Origin of the sequence: Phreatobacter sp., from assembly GCF_051860605.1 — a bacterium.
GTDB lineage: Bacteria > Pseudomonadota > Alphaproteobacteria > Rhizobiales > Phreatobacteraceae > Phreatobacter.
Window position 1 is genome coordinate 14,640 of the sequence record NZ_JBHYDR010000015.1, and the last position, 22,209, is coordinate 36,848.

At 69.3% G+C, this 22,209-nt stretch carries 21 protein-coding genes; 13 read left to right on the forward strand and 8 right to left on the reverse strand.

Annotated elements, in window-relative coordinates; genetic code table 11:
• Window positions 1-157 precede the first annotated feature (157 nt).
• Together alaS and ACTIFS_RS20370 are read left to right on the forward strand one after the other, a co-directional pair.
• Window positions 158-2,815: an alanine--tRNA ligase gene (gene alaS, locus ACTIFS_RS20365; RefSeq protein ID WP_439575957.1), complete on the forward strand. Its 2,658-nt coding sequence runs from the start codon at window positions 158-160 to the stop codon at window positions 2,813-2,815.
• Between the two features lie 103 nt (window positions 2,816-2,918).
• Window positions 2,919-4,097, forward strand: a complete 1,179-nt coding sequence (locus tag ACTIFS_RS20370) for a cyclic nucleotide-gated ion channel (RefSeq protein ID WP_439575958.1) — start codon at window positions 2,919-2,921, stop codon at window positions 4,095-4,097.
• Between the two features lie 4 nt (window positions 4,098-4,101).
• Here ACTIFS_RS20370 and ACTIFS_RS20375 read toward each other — a convergent pair whose 3' ends face one another.
• Window positions 4,102-4,545, reverse strand: coding sequence for a GNAT family N-acetyltransferase (locus ACTIFS_RS20375; RefSeq protein ID WP_439575959.1), 444 nt, complete (start codon window positions 4,543-4,545; stop codon window positions 4,102-4,104).
• 154 nt (window positions 4,546-4,699) lie between these two features.
• On the opposite strand from ACTIFS_RS20375, the gene ACTIFS_RS20380 reads away from it, so the two are divergent.
• Window positions 4,700-5,050: a hypothetical protein gene (locus ACTIFS_RS20380; RefSeq protein WP_439575960.1), complete on the forward strand. Its 351-nt coding sequence runs from the start codon at window positions 4,700-4,702 to the stop codon at window positions 5,048-5,050.
• A gap of 60 nt (window positions 5,051-5,110) precedes the next feature.
• On the opposite strand, the gene ACTIFS_RS20385 is transcribed toward ACTIFS_RS20380, so the two are convergent.
• On the reverse strand, window positions 5,111-5,677 hold the full coding sequence (locus ACTIFS_RS20385; protein ID WP_439575961.1) for a DUF1697 domain-containing protein: 567 nt from the start codon (window positions 5,675-5,677) through the stop codon (window positions 5,111-5,113).
• A gap of 106 nt (window positions 5,678-5,783) precedes the next feature.
• Entirely contained in the window at window positions 5,784-7,004 is a 1,221-nt protein-coding gene (locus tag ACTIFS_RS20390) for an NADP-dependent isocitrate dehydrogenase (RefSeq protein WP_439575962.1), read from the reverse strand.
• 263 nt (window positions 7,005-7,267) lie between these two features.
• Here ACTIFS_RS20390 and ACTIFS_RS20395 point away from each other — a divergent pair, with 263 nt between their 5' ends.
• A complete protein-coding gene (locus tag ACTIFS_RS20395; protein WP_439575963.1) occupies window positions 7,268-8,473 on the forward strand; it encodes an MFS transporter in 1,206 nt (401 codons plus the stop codon).
• On the opposite strand, the gene ACTIFS_RS20400 is transcribed toward ACTIFS_RS20395, so the two are convergent.
• Window positions 8,470-9,750, reverse strand: a complete 1,281-nt coding sequence (locus ACTIFS_RS20400; protein WP_439575964.1) for an MFS transporter — start codon at window positions 9,748-9,750, stop codon at window positions 8,470-8,472. The genes ACTIFS_RS20395 and ACTIFS_RS20400 overlap by 4 nt on opposite strands.
• 128 nt (window positions 9,751-9,878) lie before the next feature.
• On the opposite strand from ACTIFS_RS20400, the gene ACTIFS_RS20405 reads away from it, so the two are divergent.
• Both ACTIFS_RS20405 and ACTIFS_RS20410 read left to right on the forward strand, forming a co-directional pair.
• A complete protein-coding gene (locus ACTIFS_RS20405; protein ID WP_439575965.1) occupies window positions 9,879-11,069 on the forward strand; it encodes a TrmH family RNA methyltransferase in 1,191 nt (396 codons plus the stop codon).
• A gap of 155 nt (window positions 11,070-11,224) precedes the next feature.
• Entirely contained in the window at window positions 11,225-12,526 is a 1,302-nt protein-coding gene (locus ACTIFS_RS20410; protein WP_439575966.1) for a TadE/TadG family type IV pilus assembly protein, read from the forward strand.
• Window positions 12,527-12,551: 25 nt separating this feature from the next.
• Here ACTIFS_RS20410 and ACTIFS_RS20415 read toward each other — a convergent pair whose 3' ends face one another.
• A complete protein-coding gene (locus tag ACTIFS_RS20415) occupies window positions 12,552-13,472 on the reverse strand; it encodes a DMT family transporter (RefSeq protein WP_439575967.1) in 921 nt (306 codons plus the stop codon).
• A 209-nt stretch (window positions 13,473-13,681) separates the two neighbouring features.
• Between ACTIFS_RS20415 and ACTIFS_RS20420 the strand changes: the two genes are divergently transcribed.
• Window positions 13,682-15,208 carry a flavin-containing monooxygenase gene (locus tag ACTIFS_RS20420; RefSeq protein WP_439575968.1) on the forward strand — a complete coding sequence of 509 codons (1,527 nt, stop codon included), beginning with the start codon at window positions 13,682-13,684 and terminating at the stop codon, window positions 15,206-15,208.
• On the opposite strand, the gene ACTIFS_RS20425 is transcribed toward ACTIFS_RS20420, so the two are convergent.
• Window positions 15,199-16,389 (reverse strand): citrate/2-methylcitrate synthase, encoded by a 1,191-nt coding sequence (locus ACTIFS_RS20425; RefSeq protein ID WP_439575969.1) that lies wholly within the window; start codon window positions 16,387-16,389, stop codon window positions 15,199-15,201. The two genes, ACTIFS_RS20420 and ACTIFS_RS20425, sit on opposite strands and share 10 nt — an antisense overlap.
• 93 nt (window positions 16,390-16,482) lie before the next feature.
• Here ACTIFS_RS20425 and ACTIFS_RS20430 point away from each other — a divergent pair, with 93 nt between their 5' ends.
• On the forward strand, window positions 16,483-17,556 hold the full coding sequence (locus tag ACTIFS_RS20430; protein WP_439575970.1) for a citrate synthase: 1,074 nt from the start codon (window positions 16,483-16,485) through the stop codon (window positions 17,554-17,556).
• Between the two features lie 64 nt (window positions 17,557-17,620).
• Here the strand turns inward: ACTIFS_RS20430 and ACTIFS_RS20435 are convergent, their stop codons facing one another.
• Window positions 17,621-17,941, reverse strand: coding sequence for a DUF1476 domain-containing protein (locus ACTIFS_RS20435; RefSeq protein ID WP_439575971.1), 321 nt, complete (start codon window positions 17,939-17,941; stop codon window positions 17,621-17,623).
• A gap of 309 nt (window positions 17,942-18,250) precedes the next feature.
• Between ACTIFS_RS20435 and purC the strand changes: the two genes are divergently transcribed.
• From purC to purQ, 5 genes are all read left to right on the forward strand, one after another.
• On the forward strand, window positions 18,251-19,039 hold the full coding sequence (gene purC / locus ACTIFS_RS20440) for a phosphoribosylaminoimidazolesuccinocarboxamide synthase (RefSeq protein ID WP_439575972.1): 789 nt from the start codon (window positions 18,251-18,253) through the stop codon (window positions 19,037-19,039).
• A gap of 56 nt (window positions 19,040-19,095) precedes the next feature.
• On the forward strand, window positions 19,096-19,719 hold the full coding sequence (locus tag ACTIFS_RS20445; protein ID WP_439575973.1) for a hypothetical protein: 624 nt from the start codon (window positions 19,096-19,098) through the stop codon (window positions 19,717-19,719).
• An 81-nt stretch (window positions 19,720-19,800) separates the two neighbouring features.
• Window positions 19,801-20,340, forward strand: a complete 540-nt coding sequence (locus tag ACTIFS_RS20450) for a hypothetical protein (RefSeq protein ID WP_439575974.1) — start codon at window positions 19,801-19,803, stop codon at window positions 20,338-20,340.
• Window positions 20,341-20,448: 108 nt separating this feature from the next.
• Window positions 20,449-20,688, forward strand: a complete 240-nt coding sequence (gene purS, locus ACTIFS_RS20455; RefSeq protein WP_439575975.1) for a phosphoribosylformylglycinamidine synthase subunit PurS — start codon at window positions 20,449-20,451, stop codon at window positions 20,686-20,688.
• A gap of 16 nt (window positions 20,689-20,704) precedes the next feature.
• Window positions 20,705-21,403, forward strand: coding sequence for a phosphoribosylformylglycinamidine synthase subunit PurQ (gene purQ / locus ACTIFS_RS20460; protein ID WP_439575976.1), 699 nt, complete (start codon window positions 20,705-20,707; stop codon window positions 21,401-21,403).
• Between the two features lie 155 nt (window positions 21,404-21,558).
• Here purQ and ACTIFS_RS20465 read toward each other — a convergent pair whose 3' ends face one another.
• Window positions 21,559-22,173, reverse strand: a complete 615-nt coding sequence (locus tag ACTIFS_RS20465; protein ID WP_439575977.1) for a glutathione S-transferase — start codon at window positions 22,171-22,173, stop codon at window positions 21,559-21,561.
• Window positions 22,174-22,209 lie beyond the last annotated feature (36 nt).

A 22,209-nucleotide genomic window follows, 5' to 3' on the forward strand; every position in this document is an offset into this window, starting at 1 on the left:
CCCGGCCCTTTTCCATGACCGGGGCCGGCCGTTCGTGCATCGGCAGAACTGCCGGTGAATCCGGTTTCCTCGGGCGAAAAATGGGCTAGAACAACCGCCGACCAGCTCTCAGGCGCAGGCCGTTACCCGATCCTGCGCCGCAACCTCAGTTCGGGCCATGACCGGCGTCAACCAGATCCGCAAGACCTTTCTCGATTTCTTTGCCCGGAACGACCATGCCGTGGTCGAGTCCTCGCCGCTCGTGCCGCGCAACGATCCGACGCTGATGTTCGCCAATTCGGGCATGGTGCAGTTCAAGAACGTCTTCACCGGCATCGAGAAGCGGCCCTATTCGCGTGCCACCACGGCTCAGAAATGCGTTCGTGCCGGTGGCAAGCACAATGACCTCGACAATGTCGGCTATACCGCGCGTCACCACACCTTCTTCGAGATGCTCGGCAATTTCTCGTTCGGCGACTATTTCAAGGACCGCGCGATCGAACTGGCCTGGACCCTCATCACGAAGGAATACGAGCTGCCGGTCTCGCGGCTGATCGTCACCGTCTATTCCGAGGACGACGAGGCCTTCGCACTGTGGCGCAAGATCGCCGGACTGCCGGAATCGCGGATCATCCGCATCCCGACCTCCGACAATTTCTGGCGCATGGGCGATACCGGGCCCTGCGGTCCCTGCTCGGAAATCTTCTACGATCACGGGGAGAGCATTCCCGGCGGTCCGCCCGGATCCGCCGATGCCGACGGCGACCGGTTCATCGAGATCTGGAACCTCGTCTTCATGCAGTACGAGGAACAGGCCGGGGGCATCCGCACCGACCTGCCGCGGCCGTCGATCGACACGGGGATGGGGCTGGAGCGCATCTCCGCGGTCCTGCAGGGCACCCACGACAATTACGAGATCGACCTGATGCGCGCGCTGATCGGGGCGAGCGCGGTCGAGACCGGCGTCGAGCCCGACGGCCCGCACAAGGTCTCCCATCGGGTGATCGCCGATCACCTGCGGGCCTCCTCCTTCCTGGTTGCGGACGGCGTGCTGCCCTCCAACGAGGGTCGCGGTTATGTCCTGCGCCGCATCATGCGCCGCGCCATGCGCCATGCCTCGCTGATCGGTGCCAAGGAGCCGCTGATGCACAAGCTGGTGCCGGTGCTCGTGCGCGAGATGGGCCAGGCCTATCCCGAACTCGTTCGGGCCGAGGCGATGATCACCGAGACGTTCCGCCTCGAGGAGACGCGCTTCCGCAAGACCCTGGAGCGCGGCCTTGCCATTCTCGACGAGGAATCGCGGTCGCTGACCGGTGGCGCGACCTTCTCCGGCGAGACGGCCTTCACGCTCTACGACACATTCGGCTTTCCCCTCGACCTGATCCAGGATGCGCTGCGTCCGCGCGGGATCGCGGTGGATACCGGTGCCTTCGACGCCGCCATGGCGCGGCAGAAGGAGAAGGCGCGCGCGGCCTGGGCGGGGTCCGGCGAGGCGGCGACCGACACGGTCTGGTTCGCCGTGCGCGAGAAGACGGGCGCGACCGAGTTCCTCGGCTACGACACCGGAACGGCCGAGGCCCAGGTGCTCGCCCTGCTGAAGGACGGCGCCGAAGTCGGCGCGCTCGGCGCCGGAGAGAGCGGCCTTGTGGTGGTCAACCAGTCGCCCTTCTACGGGGAATCCGGCGGCCAGCAGGGCGACCGGGGCATCCTGTCGGGCGAGGGTGTGACGGCAGCCGTCACCGATACGCAGAAGAAACTCGGCGACCTGCTGGTCCATGCGGTGACGGTCGGGGAGGGGCGGCTGGCCGTTGGCCAGGCGGTCCAACTCGATGTCGACCCGGTGCGCCGCGCGGCCATCCGCGCCAACCATTCGGCGACCCATCTGCTGCACGAGGCGCTGCGCCAGGTGCTCGGCGATCACGTGGCGCAGAAGGGGTCGCTGGTTGCGCCCGACCGGCTGCGCTTCGACTTCTCCCATCCCAAGCCGATCGCGGATGCCGAACTGGCGGAGGTCGAGGATCTTGCCAACCGGGTGCTGCTCGCCAATACGCCGGTGGTCACCCGCCTGATGGGGCAGGACGATGCCATCGCATCGGGGGCGAGGGCGCTGTTCGGCGAGAAATATGGCGACGAGGTGCGTGTCGTTTCCATGGGGCCGGCGCCGGAGGGCTCGACGGCCTCGGGCTGGTCGGTGGAACTGTGCGGCGGCACGCATGTTGCCCGCACGGGCGATATCGGTCTCGTCACCGTCGTCGGTGAAGGCGCGGTGGCGGCGGGCGTTCGACGCCTCGAGGCCATGACCGGCGATGCCGCGCGCCGGCACCTGGCGGCTCAGGCCCGCCGGCTGGAGGCGGTCGCCGGCCTCGTCAAGACATCCGTTGCCGATGTCGAGGCGCGCGTCGAGGCCCTCGTCGAGGACCGCCGCCGGCTGGAGCGCGAACTCGTCGAGGCGAAGAAGAAGCTCGCCATGGGGGTTGGGCCTGCGGGCGCCGATCCGGTGCGCACCGTCGGCTCGGTGCGCCTGCTCGCCCGCTCGGTCACCGGCATCGACATGCGCGACCTCAAGGGCCTCGCCGATGCCGGCAAGGCGCAGGTCGGCTCGGGTGTCGTCGCCATTGTCGGCGTGTCCGAGGATGGCAAGGCCGGCATCGTGGTGGGCGTGACGCCCGACCTCACCGACCGGCTGAACGCCGTCGATCTCGTCCGTCTCGGGTCCGAGGCGCTGGGCGGAAAGGGCGGCGGGGGACGCCCCGACATGGCCCAGGCCGGCGGGCCGGACGGCGCGCGCGCGGATGCTGCACTCGCGGCCATCGAGGCGGCGCTGGCCGCCGCCTGACGGGCCCTGCAACCGGCGATTTGACCCGGCGGTGCGGCCCTTGGCAGTCTCCCGTAGGTTTGGAGAGGCGTGAGGGCCGGGCCGCGATGACTGACATGCTGAAATGACCGACATGCCGCTGCGCCAGCAGACCTACCGGGTGCTGGACAAGGGCCTTGGGGGATCGGGGGCCGGCGCGGCCGTGCATGGCGTGGTGGTCGGGCTGATCCTGGCCAATGTCATCGCGGTGATCCTGGAATCCGTGCCCTGGATCGGCGAGCCCTATGCGACGCCGTTCCGCTGGCTCGAATATCTGTCGGTGGCCGTGTTCACGGTCGAATATGCGGCACGGCTCTGGTCGTCTGTCGAGCACCCGCCGCTGGCCGGCCTGAAGCCCTGGCGGGCGCGGCTGAAGACCGCGCTGACGCCGGGCATGCTCATCGACCTGCTGACGATACTGCCCTTCTATGCCGGGTTGCTGCTGAGCGTCGACCTGCGTTTCGTCGTGATCCTGAGGCTGTTCCGCTTCTTCAAGCTGGCGCGCTATTCGCCGGGCTTCTCCAGCCTGATCGAGGCGATCTGGTCGGAGCGCCGTGCGCTCGGGGCCTCGTTGATCATCTTCCTCGGGGCGCTCGTCATGGTCGCCGCGGCCATGCATCTGGCGGAACAGCAGGCCCAGCCCGACAAGTTCGCCACCATCCCCGATGCCATGTGGTGGGCGGTCATCACGCTGACCACGGTCGGCTATGGCGATGTCTATCCCGTCACGCCGCTCGGCAAGCTGCTCGCCGGCATGGCGGCCATCCTCGGCATCGTGATGCTGGCGCTGCCGGTCGGCATCATCGCGACCGCCTTCGCCCAGCATATCCAGCGACGCGATTTCGTCGTCACCTGGAGCATGATGGCCGCGGTGCCGCTGTTCGCGCGGCTCGAGCCGTCCGCGGTCGCCGAACTGATGAAGGCGGTGCGCAGCGAGACCTACGAGCCGGGCGCCGTCATCTGCCGGGCGGGCGAGCCGGCCGATTCCATGGTGGTGGTGGCGGAAGGGGAGCTGGCGGTCGAGTTTGCCGACCGGCACATGACACTCGGTGCCGGGGGCTGGTACGGCGACCAGGCGCTCTTGGACAGGCAGCCGCGCAATGCCACCGTCCGTGCGCGCGAGCGTGTGAAACTGCTGCTCCTCGACGCGGAGGACCTGCACCTCCTGATGACCCGCAACCCGGCGATTGCGGCCGTGGTCGAGGAGGCGGCGCGCCAGTGGCAGGCCGACCAGGCGGCGGCGGGCGAGGCCTCCGGCGCCTGAGGGGTCAGAACAGCTTGCGGTACTGGATGAAGCCGGAATGGTCGGCGATCCGGTCGTAGAGCAGCATGGCGTGGTCGTTGGACTCGTGCGTCAGCCAGTGGACGCGGCTGGCACCGCGGGCCTTTGCCTCCTCGTAGACCCGCTCGATCAGCGCCCGGCCGGCGCCGGTTCCGCGCAGGGTCTCGTCCACATAGAGGTCCTGGAGGTAGCAATAGTCGCCGACCGTCCAGCACGAGCGGTGCAGGATTATGTGGACGATGCCGACCATCCGGTCGCCCTGGAAGGCACCAAAGGCCCACATGGGCTCGGCGGGATCATGGAAGCGCGCCCAGGTGACCTCGCTGGTCGCTGCCGGAATCTCGGTCTTGTAGAAGGCCTGGTAGCCGCGCCAGAGCGGCTCCCACTGGGCGCGATCGGCGGGGGTCAACGGACGGGTCGTGGCTGTCATGGCAGGCTCCTCGCGGCCAGTCTGGCGCCGGGGGCCGCCAGTGCAAAGCGCGGATTGCTCATCGCGCCCATCAGCGCGGCTGATGGGCCCGGCGCCGGCAACCTTCCGTTAAGCCTCCCGGGGGCAGAATGCGGCTCAAGGAAAGGATTTCCGGATGGTATCCAGTATCGGATCGGCGCCGAGCTTCTTCGACATGTCGCAGTCCATGCGGACCCAGCGCGGCTACGGCAATGCGCGGGCGCTGGCGCAGGCCTCCGACATGAGCAACCAGCTCTGGGGCGTCGATGCCTCGACCAATGCGTCGCTGGCCATCTTCGGTGTCGATACTTCCTCGCATGACGGCCTGTTCGCGGCCACCAACGAGGGGCTGGAATCCTCACTGACGGTGTCCATGGCGCGTGCGGCCTGGGCGAAGGAGACACCCTCCAAGGCCGACGAGCGCACCACGGCGGCGCTGGCCGAGGATGCCGGCGGCCTCGGCGCCCTGTTCGACCTGCTGGCCTGAAACCCGCATTCGGGACCCGCGTTGACGGGCGCCCCTCCATGACATCTCTGCGCCTGCCGCTCAGGCGCCTTCGGGCGTGAGCATCGCCTCGAGCCGACGCACCGTGTTCCAGTTGCGCGCCGTTCCCACTCCCATGTGCCGGGGGGTGAGGCGGCCCGGCACTTTCGAGATGCCGGCGCCCTCCGGCAGGTGCATCCACAGGTGGCCGTCCGCCAGCACGATCCGCTCGGACGGCGACAGCCAGGGGCGCAGCGCCTCGACCATCGCCGCCGTCATCGGCTCGCGCATCACCCGGACATGGACGCTTGCCGGCGCCGCCTCGGCCTCGGCACGAAAGGGATTGGCCGCGGCCACGTCCCGGAACGTGGCCGCCGCCTTGACGATGATGTCGATGCGCCGGCCGAGGCGGGTCGCCACCGCCTCCTCCAGCTGCCGCTCCAGCATGGCGACGGGTGTTTGCGCCGGCGCCTCGAACAGGAGGTTGCCGCTGGCCACCAGCGTCTGCGGTGCGCCAAGGCCGAGCCCGCGAGCGATGTCCTTCAGGTCGTCCATCAGCACCCGGCGGCCGTGGCCGAGCACGACCGAATAGAGCAGGGCGACGTGCGAGGGCGGCGGCTGGCCGGGCATGGTGGGCTCAGGGGGAACGTGCGGGGGCACGGAAAAGGGCCGGCCAGCATGACGCCGGCCGGCCCGAAAGCCTGTCAGCAGCGGACCCCGCGGCCCGGCCGAACCGTCAGTTCCACTTGCCCATGGCGACCGACAGGTTGTCGGAGACCTTGTCGAGGAAGCCGGTGGTTGACAGCCACTTCTGGTCGGCGCCGACCAGCAGGGCGAGGTCCTTGGTCATCTCGCCGGCTTCCACCGTGTCGACGCAGACCTTCTCGAGTTCGTCGGCGAAGCGCTTGAGCTGGGCGTTGTCGTCGAGCTTGGCGCGGTGGGCGAGACCGCGCGTCCAGGCAAAGATCGAGGCGATGGAGTTGGTCGAGGTCTCCTTGCCCTTCTGGTGCTCGCGGTAGTGGCGGGTCACCGTGCCGTGGGCGGCCTCGGCCTCCACCGTCTTGCCGTCGGGGGTGAGCAGGACCGAGGTCATGAGACCCAGCGAGCCGAAGCCCTGGGCCACGATGTCGGACTGCACGTCGCCGTCATAGTTCTTGCAGGCCCAGACATAGCCGCCCGACCACTTCAGCGCCGCCGCGACCATGTCGTCGATCAGGCGGTGCTCATAGGTCAGGCCGCGCTTGTCGAACTCGGCCTTGAACTCGGCGTCGAAGATCGACTGGAAGATGTCCTTGAAGCGGCCGTCATACTGCTTGAGGATCGTGTTCTTGGTCGACAGATAGACCGGGAAATTGCGGGCGAGGCCGTAATTCAGGGAGGCCCGCGCGAAGTCCTTGATGGACTCGTCGAGATTGTACATGGCCAGAGCCACGCCGGAGCCGGGGGCCTTGAACACCTCGCGCTCGATGACCTTGCCGTCGTCGCCGACGAACTTGATGGTCAGCGTGCCGGCGGTGGGGAACTTGAAATCGGTGGCGCGATACTGGTCGCCGAAGGCATGGCGGCCGACGACGATCGGCTGGGTCCAGCCGGGGACGAGGCGCGGCACGTTCTTGCAGATGATCGGCTCGCGGAAGATGACGCCGCCGAGGATGTTGCGGATCGTGCCATTCGGCGACTTCCACATCTCCTTCAGCTTGAACTCCTCGACGCGCTGCTCGTCCGGCGTGATGGTGGCGCATTTGACGCCCACGCCATGCTTCTTGATGGCATTGGCGGCATCGATGGTGACCTGGTCACCGGTCGCGTCGCGATGCTCCACGCCGAGATCGTAATATTCCAGGTTCACGTCCAGATAGGGATGGATCAGCTTCTTCTTGATCAGATCCCAGATGATGCGGGTCATCTCATCGCCGTCGAGTTCGACGACGGTGCCCGTGACCTTGATCTTCGACATGGAACGGCCTTGGGTGCGCTGGATCGGTGGAGGACCGGGTTGCGGAGCGTCCGGCCGCGCGCCCCTGGACGCCCGGTGCCACCGCAGCTGGCGCGGGCCTCATAGCAGAGGAGGCGCCGGGGGGTAAGGGCGAAGAAAGGCGAAGACGCGCCGAATTGCGGACGGGAAGCTGCCCCGTGCCGGGCGCGGCTCCCCGCCGGCGCCGCGATGGTCTATGCCCGGTGCCCGGCCGAATCCCCCGGTCCCGGTGCCAGCCCCCTGCCATGCAGACCTTCCTCGCCCTCCTGCTCGCCTACATCATCTCGATCTTCTTCCGCTCGTTCCTCAGCGTGCTGGCGAGCCCGATGATGGCCGACATGGGCATCGGCGCGACCGAGCTTGCCGCGATGAGCTCGGCCTGGTTCATCGTCTTCGCGCTGATGCAGTTCCCCGTCGGCTGGGCGCTCGACGTCTACGGGCCGCGGCGCACGGTGCTGCCGCTGATGGTCGTGGGCGGGATCGGCGCCTGCCTGTTCCCGTTTGCCCCGGATGCCCGGATCGGCGCCATCGCCATGGGGCTGATCGGGGTCGGCTGCTCGCCGATGTATATGGGCGCGCTCTATGTGTTCGCCCGCAGCCATCCCCCGCGCCGCTTCGGCTTCCTCGCCTCTCTGCTGATCGGCTTCGGCTCGATCGGCAACCTTGTCGGCACCACGCCGCTGGCGCTGGCGGCCGACCATTTCGGCTGGCGGGCGGCGATGATGGCGATTGCCGGGCTCTATCTGGCGGCGCTGGCGATGGCCGCACTGTTCCTGCGCGACCCGCCACGGCTGGCCCAGCCCGGCGGGGGCAGCCTGTTCGCGGGGCTTGGAACGATCGTCGGCACGCGCGTCTTCTGGCTGTTCGTTCCGGTCGTCTTCGTCAGCTATGCGGTGGCGGTGACGGTGCGCGGCCTGTGGGTCGCGCCCTATCTGGAACAGGTCATCGGCCTCGACCGGGCGGCACAGGGTCATGTCGCCATGGCGATGGCGCTTGCCATGGCCGCCAGCGCCTTCCTGTTCGGATGGGTGGAGAGCCGCTGGGGCCTGGCCAAGACGCTCACCCTGCTGGGCAACCTGGCGGTTGCGACCATTCTCGGGGTGCTGGCGCTGACTGGAACGCAGCCGGCCCTGTGGGCGGCGCTCGCCTTCACCGCCATCGGCTTCTGCGGTTTCAGCTACACGATCCTGATGGCGCATCTGCGGCCGTTCTTTCCCGACGAACTGGTCGGGCGGGGCATCACGCTGATGAACTTTATCTTCATCGCCGGGGCGGCGGCGATCCAGGCAGGGTCCGGCTGGCTGATCGACCAGGGCCGTGCCGAGGGCCTCGATGCGGCGGCGACCTTCGCCCGCATGCACGGCGCGCTGGCGATCGGCCTGATCGCGAGCCTTGCGGTCTATCTGTTCAGCCCGCCGCAGCCGACCCGGCGGCCGGTCATCAGTCGCTAGGCTGGCTTCATCCGCCCGGACACGGCCCGCACCTTGCCGGGCGCGGCCATCCAGATGGCGGCTGCCGAGACCAGGGCGACGACGAAGCCGATCTGGAAGGCGAGCGTGTAGCTGCCCGTCAGGTCGTGGATCAGGCCGGTGACATAGGGCCCGGCCGCACCGCCCGACAGCGCCACGAACATGAGCGTGCCGAAGATCGTACCGAAATGCCGGCCCTGGAAGATCTCCGAGACCACCGCGCCCATGATCGCGGTGAGGCCGTAGCCGAGGAAGCCCTGCACGGCGACCATGACATAGACCAGCCAGAGGCTTGGGTTTGCCTTCAGTGCGATCAGCGCGACGAAGCACAGGGCGAAGCCGGAGACCGACGCGGCCCAGACCGATTCGCGGCCGATCCGGTCGGACAGCGCGCCGAGCACGATGCCGCCGGGCACGCCGAGCAGGCTGACGAAGCCGAGCGCCCAGGCGGCGGCGATCGGCGTGATGCCGATCTCGACGAGATATTTGGTCTGGTGGACTTGCACGGCGTACCAGACATAGAGGCCACAGAAATAACCCAGCGCCAGCCACCAGAACCGGGCCGTGGCGAGCGCGCGCGCCAGCGTCCAGTCGGTGGCGGCCCAGGCGGCATCGACGACATTGGTCGGCGGCGGGGCGGCATTGACGGCGGGCGCGGCCGCGCCGTCGGGGAGGAGGCCCATGTCCTCCGGACGCTTGCGCAGCAGCAGGTTGAGCGGCCCCAGCACCACCAGCACGATGATGCCCATGGAGAAGCTCGCCTGCCGCCAGCCGGCCGTGTCGATCAGGTGCTGGACCCATGGCAGCAGGGTGATCGAGCCGAGGCCGACGCCGGAAAAGGCGATGCCGATGGCAAGGCCCCGGTTGCGCACGAACCAGTTGGGCAGGAACAGCGACTGGCCGGAATAGCCGAGGCACACGGACCCTGAGCCGACCAGCACGCCGATGGTCAGGTAGAGGTGCCAGGGCTGGCTGGTGAGCGGGGCGATCAGCAGGCCCGCGCCCATCAGCAGGACGCCGATCTCCATGACCGCGCGGGGGCCGGTGCGGTCCATCAGCCGGCCGATCAGCGGTGAGAACAGCGCCGAGACGAGGAAGCCGAAAGAGAAAGCGCCGGCCGTGACGCCGCGGTCCCAGCCGAACTCGTCGATGATCGGCGCATAGAGCAGCGAGAAGGAGGTGCGGGCATTCACCCCGATGCCCATGGTGACGAAGGTCACCGCCACGATGACCCAGCCATAGAAGACGGGCAGGCGCATGCGCATTCCTCCGCTCCGCCCTCTGGCGGGGCGGGGCGCCATCATGGGCGCGGCCCGGCGCGGTGCCAATTCCCTCGAAGGTCATTTGCCGCTAGAGGTGCCGCCCCGCAAACCCCGACAGAGCCTCGATGCCCGGTATCGACATCACCCGCCTCGCCCGTGCGCATGGCAGCCCTGCCGTCATCCTGGTCCAGCCCCAGATGGCGGAGAACATCGGCACGACCGCGCGCGCCATGGCCAATTTCGGCCTGTCGGGCCTCAGGCTGGTGGCCCCGCGCGACGGCTGGCCGAACCCGAAGGCCTTTCCGGCGGCCTCCGGCGCCAACCGCATCCTGGAGGAGGCTCAGCTCTTCGCGACGCTCGAGGAGGCGATCGCCGACCTGACGCTGACCTATGCCGCAACGGCCCGCGCGCATGACCAGATCAAGCCGGTGGCGGGGCCGCGGGAGGCGGTGGCCGCCATGGCGGAGCGCACGGCCGCCGGCGAGACGGTCGGTGTCATCTTCGGGCGCGAGCGCAACGGGCTGCTGACCGAGGAGGTGTCGCTTGCCAGCGCCATCCTGACCTATCCGGTGAACCCGGACTTCTCCTCGCTGAACCTTGCCCAGGCCGTGCTGGTGCTCGGCTATGAATGGTTCTCGCAGGTCCATGGCGCGCCGCTGCCGTTCCAGGCCATGGAGCGCTCGGCACGGGCGAACCGGGCGCAGCTGGCCGCCTTCTTCGCCATGCTGGAGCGCGAGCTCGACAAGGTCGAGTTCTTCCGGCCGGCGGAAAAACGCGACAGCATGATCGTCAACCTGCGGAACATCATCCAGCGCATGGACCCCTCGCGGCAGGACCTTGCCACCCTGCACGGCGCCATCGTGGCCATCGTCGAGGGCTCGGCCGGCCCGTCCCGCAGTGCCGCCATGGGGCCGGAAGGGGCCAAGGTGCTGCGCGCCTTCCTGGCCGAGACGACGGCCGTCGATGGCGGCACGGCGCCGGTGCGCGGCTTTGCCCGCCTGCTGCGCCGCAACCCCACCGAGGCGGAAATGACCGTGTGGAAACGGCTGGTGCGCGACCGGCGCTTTGCCGGCCTCGGCTTCAAGCGTGCCGTGCCGATCGGCCCGCATGTCGCCGACATGGTGTCGTTCCCGACGCGGGTGGTGGTCGACTTCGCCCCGCCGGGCGAGGACGAGGCCGCCGCCGGCCTGCGCGCGGAGCGTCTCGCCTGGTTCGAGGAGCGCGGATACCGGGTCGTGCGGCTGGAGGCGGGGGTGGTGGCGCAGGACGTGGAGGCTGCGCTTGCAACCATCGCCGCGGGCCTGCCGGCGGGCTGACGGCGGCCGTTGCTAAGCCGGCATTGACCATGTCGGGCCATGGACAGGTAGCCAAAGACCGTCCGGGGCTGAATCCCCGCCGGTGAGGTCCGGTCTTTACGTCCCGTTCAGGCGGCCCCGCGAGTGTGACACCCACACCCGCATGGAATGCCGCTTTGGACGCTCGCCTGACCCTCTCGTCGCTCGCCTCCCGGCTCGCCCGCCTGACCGGGCGGTTTCGCCACGACCGGCGCGGCACCATCGCCGTGTTCTTCGCCATGGCCTTCGTGCCGACGGCCGCCTGCGTCGGGGCCGCGATCGACTACACGTTCGCCAGCAAGGTGAAGACCCGGCTCGACGCGGCAGCTGACCTCGCCGCACTGGCCGGCGTGAAGAGTTCAAGCGTCCTGCCCACGGAGGCGATCGCCAAGCTGTCGGCCGCCTCCAGCTTCAACGCCAATGCCGGCACCATGCGCAATGTCAGCATGGGCCGGGTCAATGTCGAGGTGCGCGACATCGCGCTCGTCCGAGCGGCGACCGTCAGCTACGCGGCCTCGGTGCCGACCTCGTTCATGGGGCTGCTCGGCGTGAAGTCGATCGCCATTGCCGGCACCGCCACGGCCACCTCGGCGAAGCCCGCCTATATTGACTTCTACCTGATGCTCGACAACACGCCGTCCATGGGGATCGGCGCCACGCCGGCCGACGTTGCCACGATGGTGGCCAACACGTCCGACAAGTGCGGCTTTGCCTGCCACGACCTGTCCAATCCGAACAACAATTACTACAAGCTGGCCAAGAAGCTGAATGTCACCACGCGCATCGACGTGGTGCGCCAGGCCGTGCAGGGCCTGATGGACCAGGCCTATTCCGCCGAGCGGGTGCAGAACCAGTTCCGCTTCGCCGTCTATACGTTCGGCGCGTCCTGCACGCAGTCGACCTTCACCACCATCCAGACGCTGACGTCCAATTACGGCCAGGTGCGGTCGGCCTCCAATGCCATCGACCTCATGTCGATCCCCAAGCCGAACTACAACAACGACCAGTGCACCGACAACAATGCCATCCTGTCGGCCATGAACCTGACGATTCCGGCCCCCGGCGACGGCTCGGCCGCTGCCCAGCCGCAGAAGGTGATGTTCTTCGTCTCCGACGGGGTGACGGACAGCTACAACCCGACCGGCTGCACCCGCAAGACCACGGGCGGGCGCTGCCAGGAGCCGCTCAACGCCAGCTATTGCCAGGCCCTGAAGAACCGCGGCATCAAGATTGCCGTGCTCTACACCACCTACCTGCCGCTGCCGACCAACAGCTGGTACAACACCTGGATCTCGCCGTTCCAGTCGACAATCGGCAACAACATGCAGACCTGCGCCTCGCCGGGCCTCTATTTCGAGGTCAGCCCGACGCAGGGCATCGCGCAGGCGCTGAACGCGCTGTTCGCCCGCGCCGTGGCCTCCTCGCGCCTGACGCAGTGAGGTCGCGCGGGCCGGCTTGCGGCCATCAGCTCCTGAGCGCCACCGTCATGCCGGTCATGACCAGCAGCATGCCGGCGATTTCCGGGACGGACGGCCATTCGCCGATCAGCAACGCCCCGGAGATTGCAGCTACCGCCGGCACCAGCGGCAGGAACAGGGTGGCCCGCGCGGCGCCCAGGATCTGGTTGGCGCTGGCATAGAAGAACACCGAGACGACGCCGACCAGCAGGCCCTGGTAGAGCGCCTGCAGGGCGAGCGGGCCAAAGGCCGCCGATCCGATCCGCAGCGGCACCGCCAGCGACATCAGCGGCAGGAGGACGAGGGAGAGGATCGACAGCGTGATGGTGAGGTCCAGCGCATTGGCCTCCCAGCGCTTGGCGAGGATCGAGAAGATCGACCACATCAGCGCGGCCGTGGCGAAGAACAGGTCGCCGCGCCAGGCGCCCTCGGTGCCGGCGCCGAACAGGCCGGGTCCGGCAAAGACGACGATGCCCGCCAGGATCAGGCCGAGGCCGACCATGCGGCCGGCCGGGGTCCGCTCGCCAAGGATCAGCCAGGCCAGGGCGCCGGTGATGACCGGGATCAGGCCCGGCGCCACCACCGCGGTGTGCAGGGCCGGCGCGAAGGCCGAGCCACCGACCAGCACCGCAGCGAAGGGCGCTCCGCCGAACAGGGTCAGGATCATTGCCTTGCGCCAGCCGATCCTGCCCACGGGAAACGGCCGCAGGCGCATCAGCGCGAAGGGCAGCAGCACCACGGCCGCGGTGAGGAAGCGCAGCACCGTGACATCGACCGAGGTCAGGCCGTCGGCGGCCGACTGGCGGGAGACGACCGACTGGATGCCCCAGATGATGGCGGCCCCGGCGCCGGCAGCAAAGCCGAGCCAGGGGCGGACAGGGGTCGCGGCCGGTGCGGGCGGGGTCGTCGGTGCGGCTTCGAGGCTCAAGGCGGGCCCCTTCGGGCAGCGGCAGCGGTCGGTCGGGGGCGCGGATATGCCAGCCTCGGTCGTGGCCGGGCAAGCCTTGCTGCCGCAGGGCAGCCGGCCATGCCGGCCATGCGCGGCGCGAGGGCCGCCGCCGGCCTCTCCCGTTCCGCCGGGTTGGGCTGCGGCCGGGCTGGTCTATGCTGGTCGTCCATCCGCAGGAGATGACGCCGATGAACGCGGCCGCCTTCCGCAGCGAGACCGGGACCGGCGGCGCCGGTCCGGCGACCGAATCCGCCGAGATCGTCGTCGACGTGCTGATCGTCGGGGCCGGCATGTCCGGCATCGGCAGCGCCTGGCACCTGCTCCACCGGTTGCCGGACCTGTCCTTCCTGATCGTCGAGGCGCAGGAGGGCTTCGGCGGCACCTGGCGCACGCATCGCTATCCGGGCATCCGGTCCGACAGCGACCTGCACACGTTCGGCTACAGCTTCAAGCCCTGGACCGGCCCGCCGATCGCAACGGCCGCCGAGATCGGCGCCTATCTGACCGAGATCATCGCGGAGACCGGCATCGACCGCCACATCCGCTTCGGCCATCGCGTGGAATCGGCCGACTGGTCGGAGGAGCGGCGCCAGTGGACCGTTCAGGTTCGCCGCCTCGCGACCGGCGAGGTGCTGACCGTGCGCACCGGTTTCCTGTGGATGTGCCAGGGCTATTACCGCCACAACGAAGGCTACATGCCGGACTGGCCGGGCACGACCGATTTCGGCGGTCGCATCGTCCATGCCCAGACCTGGCCCGACGATGTCGACCTGGACGGCAAGCGGGTGGTGGTGATCGGTTCGGGCGCGACGGCGGCAACCCTGGTGCCGGCCATTGCCGGGCGCTGCGCCCATGTCACCATGCTGCAGCGCTCGCCGACCTATTTCCGAACGGGGCGCAACGCCATCGAGCTGGCCGAGACGCTGCGCCAGCTCGATGTCGACGAGGCCTGGATCCACGAGATCGTGCGGCGGAAGATCCTGTTCGAGCAGGACGTGTTCACGCGCATGACCTTCGCGCAGCCGGACAAGGCGAAGGCGGAACTGATCGGCGCGATCCGCGCGATCCTCGGCCCCGACTATGACGTCGACCGGCACTTCACGCCGAGCTACCGGCCCTGGCGCCAGCGCATCGCCTTCGTGCCCGATGCCGACCTGTTCCATGCCATCCGGCGCGGCGAGGCCTCGGTGGTCACCGACACCATCGAGCGCTTCACGCCGGGCGGCATCCGGCTGGGCTCGGGCGAGGAGATCGCCGCCGATGTGGTGGTCGCCGCCACCGGATTCCGGCTTTCGGTGCTCGGCGACATCCCGTTCAGCCGCGACGGGGTGCCGATCGACTTCTCCAGAACGGTGACCTATCGCGGCATGATGTTCACCGGCGTGCCGAACCTTGCCTGGGTGTTCGGCTATTTCCGCGCCAGCTGGACGCTGCGGGTCGATCTGGTCGCCGACTTCGTCTGCCGGCTGCTGCCGCATATGGCGGCCAGGGGCGTGACACGGGTGGAGCCTCGCCTGCCGGCCGGCGGGGAGGGCATGGCGCTCGGCCCTTGGACCGATCCGGAGAACTTCAACCCCGGCTATCTCCTGCGCGACCTCGACAGCCTGCCGAAGACCGGCGAGACGACCGCCTGGCGGCACAGCCAGGACTACTGGCTCGACCGGAAGGAATTTCCGGCCATCGACCTCGACGATCCGGCCTTTCTCTATGGCTGATCGGGTCCGCCCGCGGCGTAGCGGGCGCGCGGGCGGATGAGCCGGCCGTCGGCCTGCTGCTCCAGCGCATGGGCGATCCAGCCGGCCGATCTGCCGACCGCGAAGAGCGTCAGGGCCGATCCGCGCGGCAAAGCGAGGTGGCGCCGCAGCGAGACGGTGGCGAAATCCACGTTGGGCAGCTTGCCGAGCCGGTCCATGGCGGCGAGCAGGCCGGCGCGCCGCGGGTCGGGCGGCAGCATGGCGAGCAGAGCCATCGCGCGCGGGTCGCCATCCGGATAGAGCGGATGGCCGAAGCCGGGCAGGCGGTCGCCGCGCCACAGGCGCTGCTCGACGACGGCGTCGGGGTCGCCGGTCCGCTCGGCCTCCTCGAACAGGGCTTCCACCAGACTGGTCTGGCCGCCATGCAGGGGGCCGCTCAGCGCGCCAAGCCCGGCTGAGAGGGCCGAGGCGAGCGAGGCGCCGGTCGATGCGACGACCCGGACCGCGAAGGTAGAGGCATTGAGCTCGTGGTCCGCCAGCAGGACCAGGGCCGCGCGGACGAGACCGGCACCCGTCTCGTCAAGGCCCCAGTGGCGGGCAAGCCGGCGGTGGACGGGTTCGCCTGTCGGCTCCGCGCCGCAGGCAATGGCTGACAGAGCACGCAGGAGATCGGCGCTGGCCGGCCACAGCCGTTTCGGGTCGCGTTGCCAGGTCAGCGCCGTCGAGCCCTTGACGAGGGGCAGGAGCGCGGCCGCCCGTTCGAACAGGGACAGGTGGCCGAGCGCCTCCATCAGTCCCGGCCAGGCCGGATCGACACTGGGGGCAGGGCGGTCGAACGGGTCGGCATCGCCGCAGCCCCAGAGAAACCGCGCGGCTTCTTCCAGCGAGGCAGAGGCGGCGATTGCCGCCGCATCCGTGCCGCGATAGGCCAGCCGCCCGGCCTCGATCGACGTGATGGCGGTTGTCAGGACCGGCAGGCCGAAGTCGAGGGCACCGCCCGCGATGGTCTCCGGCTTGCGCCCGCGGGCCTTGCGCGCGGCCAGCGCCTCGATGTCGGAGGCGCTGTAGAGGCTGCGGTGGGGGCCGCCGTCATCCGGGGCCGCGCGCACGAGGCCGCGGCTGACATAGGCGTAGAGCGTCGCGCGGGTGACGCCGAGCCGCTCGGCCGCCGCCTTTGCATCGAGGAACCCCGGACGGGACATGGCAACCCTGCCGATCGCTGGTTGATTCATTGAATCAAGATTGATGTTGTCAATCATGCCATCAAGATCGTGGGCAGCAAAGGAGAAACAGCCATGAGCCTGGGTCTTGACGATGTCATTGCCGCCGAAACGGTCCTCAGCCATGTGGATGGGGAGGCCGGGCGCCTGATCATCCGCGGGCATGATCTGGAGACGCTGGCGGGCAGGGCGAGCTACGAGCAGGTGGCTGCGCTGCTCTGGACCGGCTTTGCGCCGGACAGCGGGGAGGGAACGGCAGCCGCGCTCGGCCGGGCGCGGGTTGCAGCCTTCGGGCTGGTCGCGCCCGTCCTGCAGGGGGCCGGTGACCTGACGCCGGTGGAGGTGCTGCGGCTGCTGCTCGCCGCCCTGCCGGACGCCTCTCCAGTGCCGGGGCATCATCTGGTGACCGGCGCCATGCCGGTCTTCGCGGCCGCGGCGATCCGCAGGTCGCAGGGGCAGGGGCCGGTCGCGCCCGATGCGGCGCTCGGGCAGGCCGCCGATTTCCTCCGCATGGTCCGGGGCCGGCCGGCGACGCCCGCCGAGGTGTCGGCGCTCGACACCTATCTGGTCACGGTCGTCGACCATGGCCTGAATGCCTCCACCTTTGCGGCGCGGGTGGTTGCGGCGACGGCGGCCGGCATGGTCTCGTCGGTGGTGGCCGGGCTTTGTGCGCTGAAAGGTCCGCTGCATGGCGGTGCGCCGGGTCCTGTGCTCGACATGCTCGATGCCATCGGCTCGGCGGACCGGGCCGCAGACTGGCTCGCGGCTGCGCTCGATCGGGGCGAACGGCTCATGGGCTTCGGCCACCGCGTCTACCGGGTGCGCGATCCAAGGGCCGATGTGCTGAAGGCCGTTGCCGCCGGCCTTCGGGGCGGGGCAAACCGCATCCGCCTCGCCGAGGCGGTGGAGCAGGCCGCGCTCGACGTGCTGGCGACCCGCAAGCGCTCGCGGCCGCTTCAGACCAATGTCGAGTTCTACACGGCGCTGGTGCTGGAGGCGCTGGGCCTTCCGCGCGCAGCTTTCACGCCGGTCTTCGCGGTCGGGCGGGTGGCCGGGTGGGCGGCCCATGTCCTGGAACAGGAGCAGACGGGGCGGCTGATCCGGCCGCAGTCGCGCTATGTCGGACCGATGCCGCGCCAGGCGGCATGACGATATCCACGGACGGGCGGCGCGGAGCCGCCCGTCTCGTGCCTGACGCCCCGGTCCGGCCGGGTCAGGCCGTCTTCACCTGCTCGACGGCGACCGCCATCAGTTCGTCCATGGTGCGGCGGATCTGGTGCTCGGTCTGGGCGACGCCGGCCGCCTCGAAGTCCTTCAGCACCTTCTGCAGCACGTCATCGTCGCCGGGCGCCTCGAAATCGGAGAGAACCACGGCCTTGGCATAGGCTTCGGTTTCCTCGGCGGTCTTGCCCATCTTCTCGGCGGCCCAGATGCCGAGAAGCTTGTTGCGCCGGGCAGTCGCCTTGAAGCGCAGTTCCTCGTCATGGGCGAACTTCTTCTCGAAGCCTTCCTGGCGCTTGTCGAAGGTGGTCATGGCGGCTCGGTTCCTCACATCAGGCGTTGGTCGACGGATCGGCGATCACGGGGGGAGCCTGTGCGAACCAGGGTTCGCGACAGGCTCCGACAGGCTTGCATATAGGCACTGGCCGCCCATCTTGGCGAGAGCAAAGGCGCTGCGGCCGTTCCGGCGGCATTGGCCCCGATCGCGTTGTGCAATCGCGAACGATCAGATAGGAAGTCGGGGCGGGCACTGGCGTGCGCGCGCCTGATTCACCTGTCCGGTGCGACGCATGATCCGCCCGTCCCGCCGCGGGAAGCCGGCAGACCGGAACCCTGGTGTGTGATGGACTTCCTCAAGACACGGTATACCTCCATGAGCCGCCGCCGCCGCATCTACGAAGGCAAGGCCAAGGTCCTCTACGAAGGCCCGGAACCGGGAACCCTGATCCAGCACTTCAAGGACGACGCGACCACCTTCAACGCCAAGAAGAACGAGGTGATCGACGGCAAGGGCGTGCTCAACAACCGGATCTCCGAATATATCTTCTCCAAGCTCAACGACATCGGCGTGCCCACGCACTTCATCCGCCGGATGAACATGCGCGAGCAACTGATCCGCGAGGTCGAGATCATTCCGCTGTCGGTGGTGGTGCGCAACGTGGCAGCGGGGTCGCTGTCGAAGCGCCTCGGCATCGAGGAGGGAACGCAGCTGCCCCGCTCGATCATCGAGTTCTACTACAAGAATGATGCGCTGAACGATCCGCTGGTCTCCGAGGAGCACGTCACCGCCTTTGGCTGGGCGACGCCGCAGGAGATCGACGACATCATCGCGCTGGCGATCCGGGTCAACGACTTCCTGTCGGGCCTGTTCCTCGGCGCCGGCATCCGCCTCATCGACTTCCGGATGGAGTGTGGCCGGCTCTGGGAAAACGACGTCATGCGCATCGTCGTGGCCGACGAGATCTCTCCCGATTCGTGCCGGCTCTGGGACATCAAGTCGAGCGACAAGCTGGACCGCGACCGGTTCTCCAAGGACACGGGCGGCCTGATCGAGGCCTATACCGAGGTCGCCCGCCGGCTCGGCGTGATGGGCGAGAACGAGCGGCCGACCGGCCCGGTGCTGGTGCAGTGACCCGCACCCGCCGGCCGGACCGGGGCTGACCGCGGCGCTATGGGGCAGGGCCGGCGATGAGCGAGAGCCTCGCCCTGGTCCTGCGTGGGGCGCTGGCGGCGGTGGCGATGCTGCTGCTCGCCTCCTGTGCCTGGCTGCCGGTGACCGTGGACGGCGTTGACGTGCGCCCGGTCGCGGGCAGCGAACCCTCCGACAGTCCCTGGCTCTTCGTGCCCGTGCGCGCGTGGATCACACGCGATACCGTCACGCCGGTCTCGGTCGGCCTGTGCGACCGTCCCGGCTGCCCGCAGCGCATCGCGGTGGCGGTGGTGGATGTGCGCGGCCGCGAGGCGCGCACGCTCGCCCGCAGCCTGCGCCAACCGCAGGACCTCGCCCGCCTCATGCTCGACGGCAATCGCCGGCGCATCGCGCTGGTGGCGGCCGCCAACCGGTCGGTGCCGGGCGCCATTGCAGCGCGCCGCATGCCGCGCCGCGTGGCCGCGCAGGCGCGCCGGCTGCGCCACGGGACCTTTGCCGGATTCACGCTGGCCATGAGCCGGGCGGAACGGGGCGAGCGGCCGGCCCATGCGGCGGTGCTTGCCCGTCAGCGCGGCACGACCATCAGGGTGGTGATCGCGGTCGGCGCGGCGGCCGGGCCGGTGGCCGATGCGGTGAAGGTGGTTGCCGCCGCCAACCTTTAGCCGCCTTCTGGATCGCTCCCACGTCGCAAAGCGGAAACGCACGGCGCCCAAGGTGGCCGCCCCCGCCGGAGCCCTCCCGCCATGCGAATCCTCACCCTTGCCCTCGCCCTTGCCGCCCTGACGGCCCTTTCGGCCGCCCCGGGGGCGCAGGACCGTCCGGCGGGCGCTGCGGTTTCCATCGATGGCTGGCAGCGGGAAGTGGCCGAGACCGGCACCGTCTATTTTCACTGCCGCGCGGCGACCTGCCCGGTGGGAGCGGCGGTGAGCTACCGGATGCAGCCCGGTGACCGGGCCCTGACGCTGGAGGACTTCCGCACCCATCACGAGGTGCTGAACCGCCGCATGGTCGAGCAGAGCGGCGGCCGTTTCGTGCGGGTCGAGATGATCGAGGTCGCCCAGAGCAGCGAGGCGGGAGCGCAGGTTCTGACCGCGGTGAAGGCCGTGGAAGAGGCCGCCGGCGATCGGCAGTTCATGGCGAGCAGTCTGGTGACCGACGGGCCGCGCCGCTTCACGATGGTCTCCACCGGGCGCACCGAGGCGGACGCGCGCACGGGGCTGCGCATGTTCCTCCCCGTCGTGATGATGCAGACCCAGCTCGGCGGCTCGCAGCCGCGCCGCTAGGCGGGATGGCGGGGTCATTTTGCACCGCAAAGATTGATCGCCGGCGCGGTCCGGTCTAGACGGGCCCCAACGTTCCGTTGCCATCCGAATCCGCCGGGGAGTGCGCCCATGAAGGCCCGCGTGACCGTCACCCTCAAGACCGGCGTCCTCGACCCGCAGGGCAAGGCCATCGAGGGAGCGCTGAAGGGGCTCGGCATCGGCGGCATCGGCGCGGTGCGGCAGGGCAAGGTGTTCGACCTGGATCTGGACGGCGAGGACCGCGCCGCCGCCGAGGCCTCGATCAGGGCGGCCTGCGAGAAGCTGCTGGCCAATACGGTGGTCGAGAACTACCGCATCGAGATCCTGTGAGCGGGGGCGTCACGCGATGAAGGCCGCCGTCCTCGTCTTTCCCGGGTCCAACCGCGAGCACGACATCGCCTATGCGCTGGAGCTGACCACCGGCTCCCGGCCGGCCATGGTCTGGCATGCCGAGACCGAACTGCCGGCCGGCACCGACCTCGTGGTCCTGCCCGGCGGCTTCTCCTATGGCGACTACCTGCGCTGCGGGGCCATTGCCGCGCGCGCGCCCGTGATGGCGGCTGTGAAGGCCCATGCGGCCCGCGGCGGCCTCGTGCTCGGGGTGTGTAACGGCTTCCAGATCCTCTGCGAGGCCGGCCTTCTGCCGGGCGTGCTGATGCGCAATTCGCAGCTGAAATTCATCGCCAGAACCGTTCACCTGCGCGTCGAGACCTCGGAGACGGCCTTCACCCGCCGCTACAATGCGGGCGCGGTGATCGAGGTGCCGGTGGCCCATGGCGAGGGCAATTACATTGCCGACGCCGAGACGCTAAAGCGGATCGAGGGCGAGGGCCGCGTGGTGTTCCGCTATTGCGACGCCGCCGGAACGGTGTCGCCGGACGCCAACATCAACGGCGCGCTCAACGCCATTGCCGGCATCGTCTCCGATAACGGCCGGGTGCTCGGCATGATGCCGCATCCGGAGAACCATGTGGACCCCGCCGTCGGGCCGACCGACGGGCGCGCGCTGTTCGAGAGCCTTGCCGAGGCTCTTCAGAGGGCCTGAAGCCTCTGCCGGGCCTGCCCCGAACGTCTGCGACCCTGAAAGACCCCACCCTTACCCTCCCCGCGCTATCGGGCGGAGAGGGGGCCATGACGATCCGCCTGCCCGTCTCCGTGGTGCCTGGCGCACCCGCGGGCATTCGCCTGCAATAAACTTCCTCACGGGCTTTCGCGGTCGATCGGCCAGTGCCGGAACAGGTCGGTCGCCTCGCAGCGCGCCGCGTGGGCGGCGAGCGCCGGGAAGGCGCTGGCCTCCACCGCGTCGGGAATGGTGAAGCGGATGAAGCCCCAGGCCACCGCCGCGCCGATGGCGCCATGCGTCCATTGAGGGGGAAGCTGGCGCCAGCGCTCGCCGGCGATCATGTCGAGGGCCGCGAGCGCCTCCTGCAACTGGTCGCCCACGCGGTCGAGCCAGGGCTGGTAGCGGATCGCCTCGGGCCGCTTGCGCTCGTATTCGATGCCGATCGCTTTCTCGCAGGTGACGATGGCAAGGCCGGTTGCGCGCAGGTCCGCGAGGCGGGCGGCCGGATCGGCGGGCCGCAGGCTCCGTCCCGCCACATCCTCCATGTGCTGGATGATGAGCTGGGATTCCATCAGCACCGTGCCGTCGTCCGCCACCAGGGAGGGCGCCTTGATCAGCGGATTGATGGCGCGGAACCGGTCCATGTGCCGGAACACCGAGACCGACTGGTGTTCGAAAGCGAGCCCGAGCACGGTGCCGGCAATGGCTGCGCGGCGCACATAGGGACTGTCGAGCATGCCGACAAGCAACATCCACACCTCCTCGAAAAACGCCGCAGCGTGATCGAG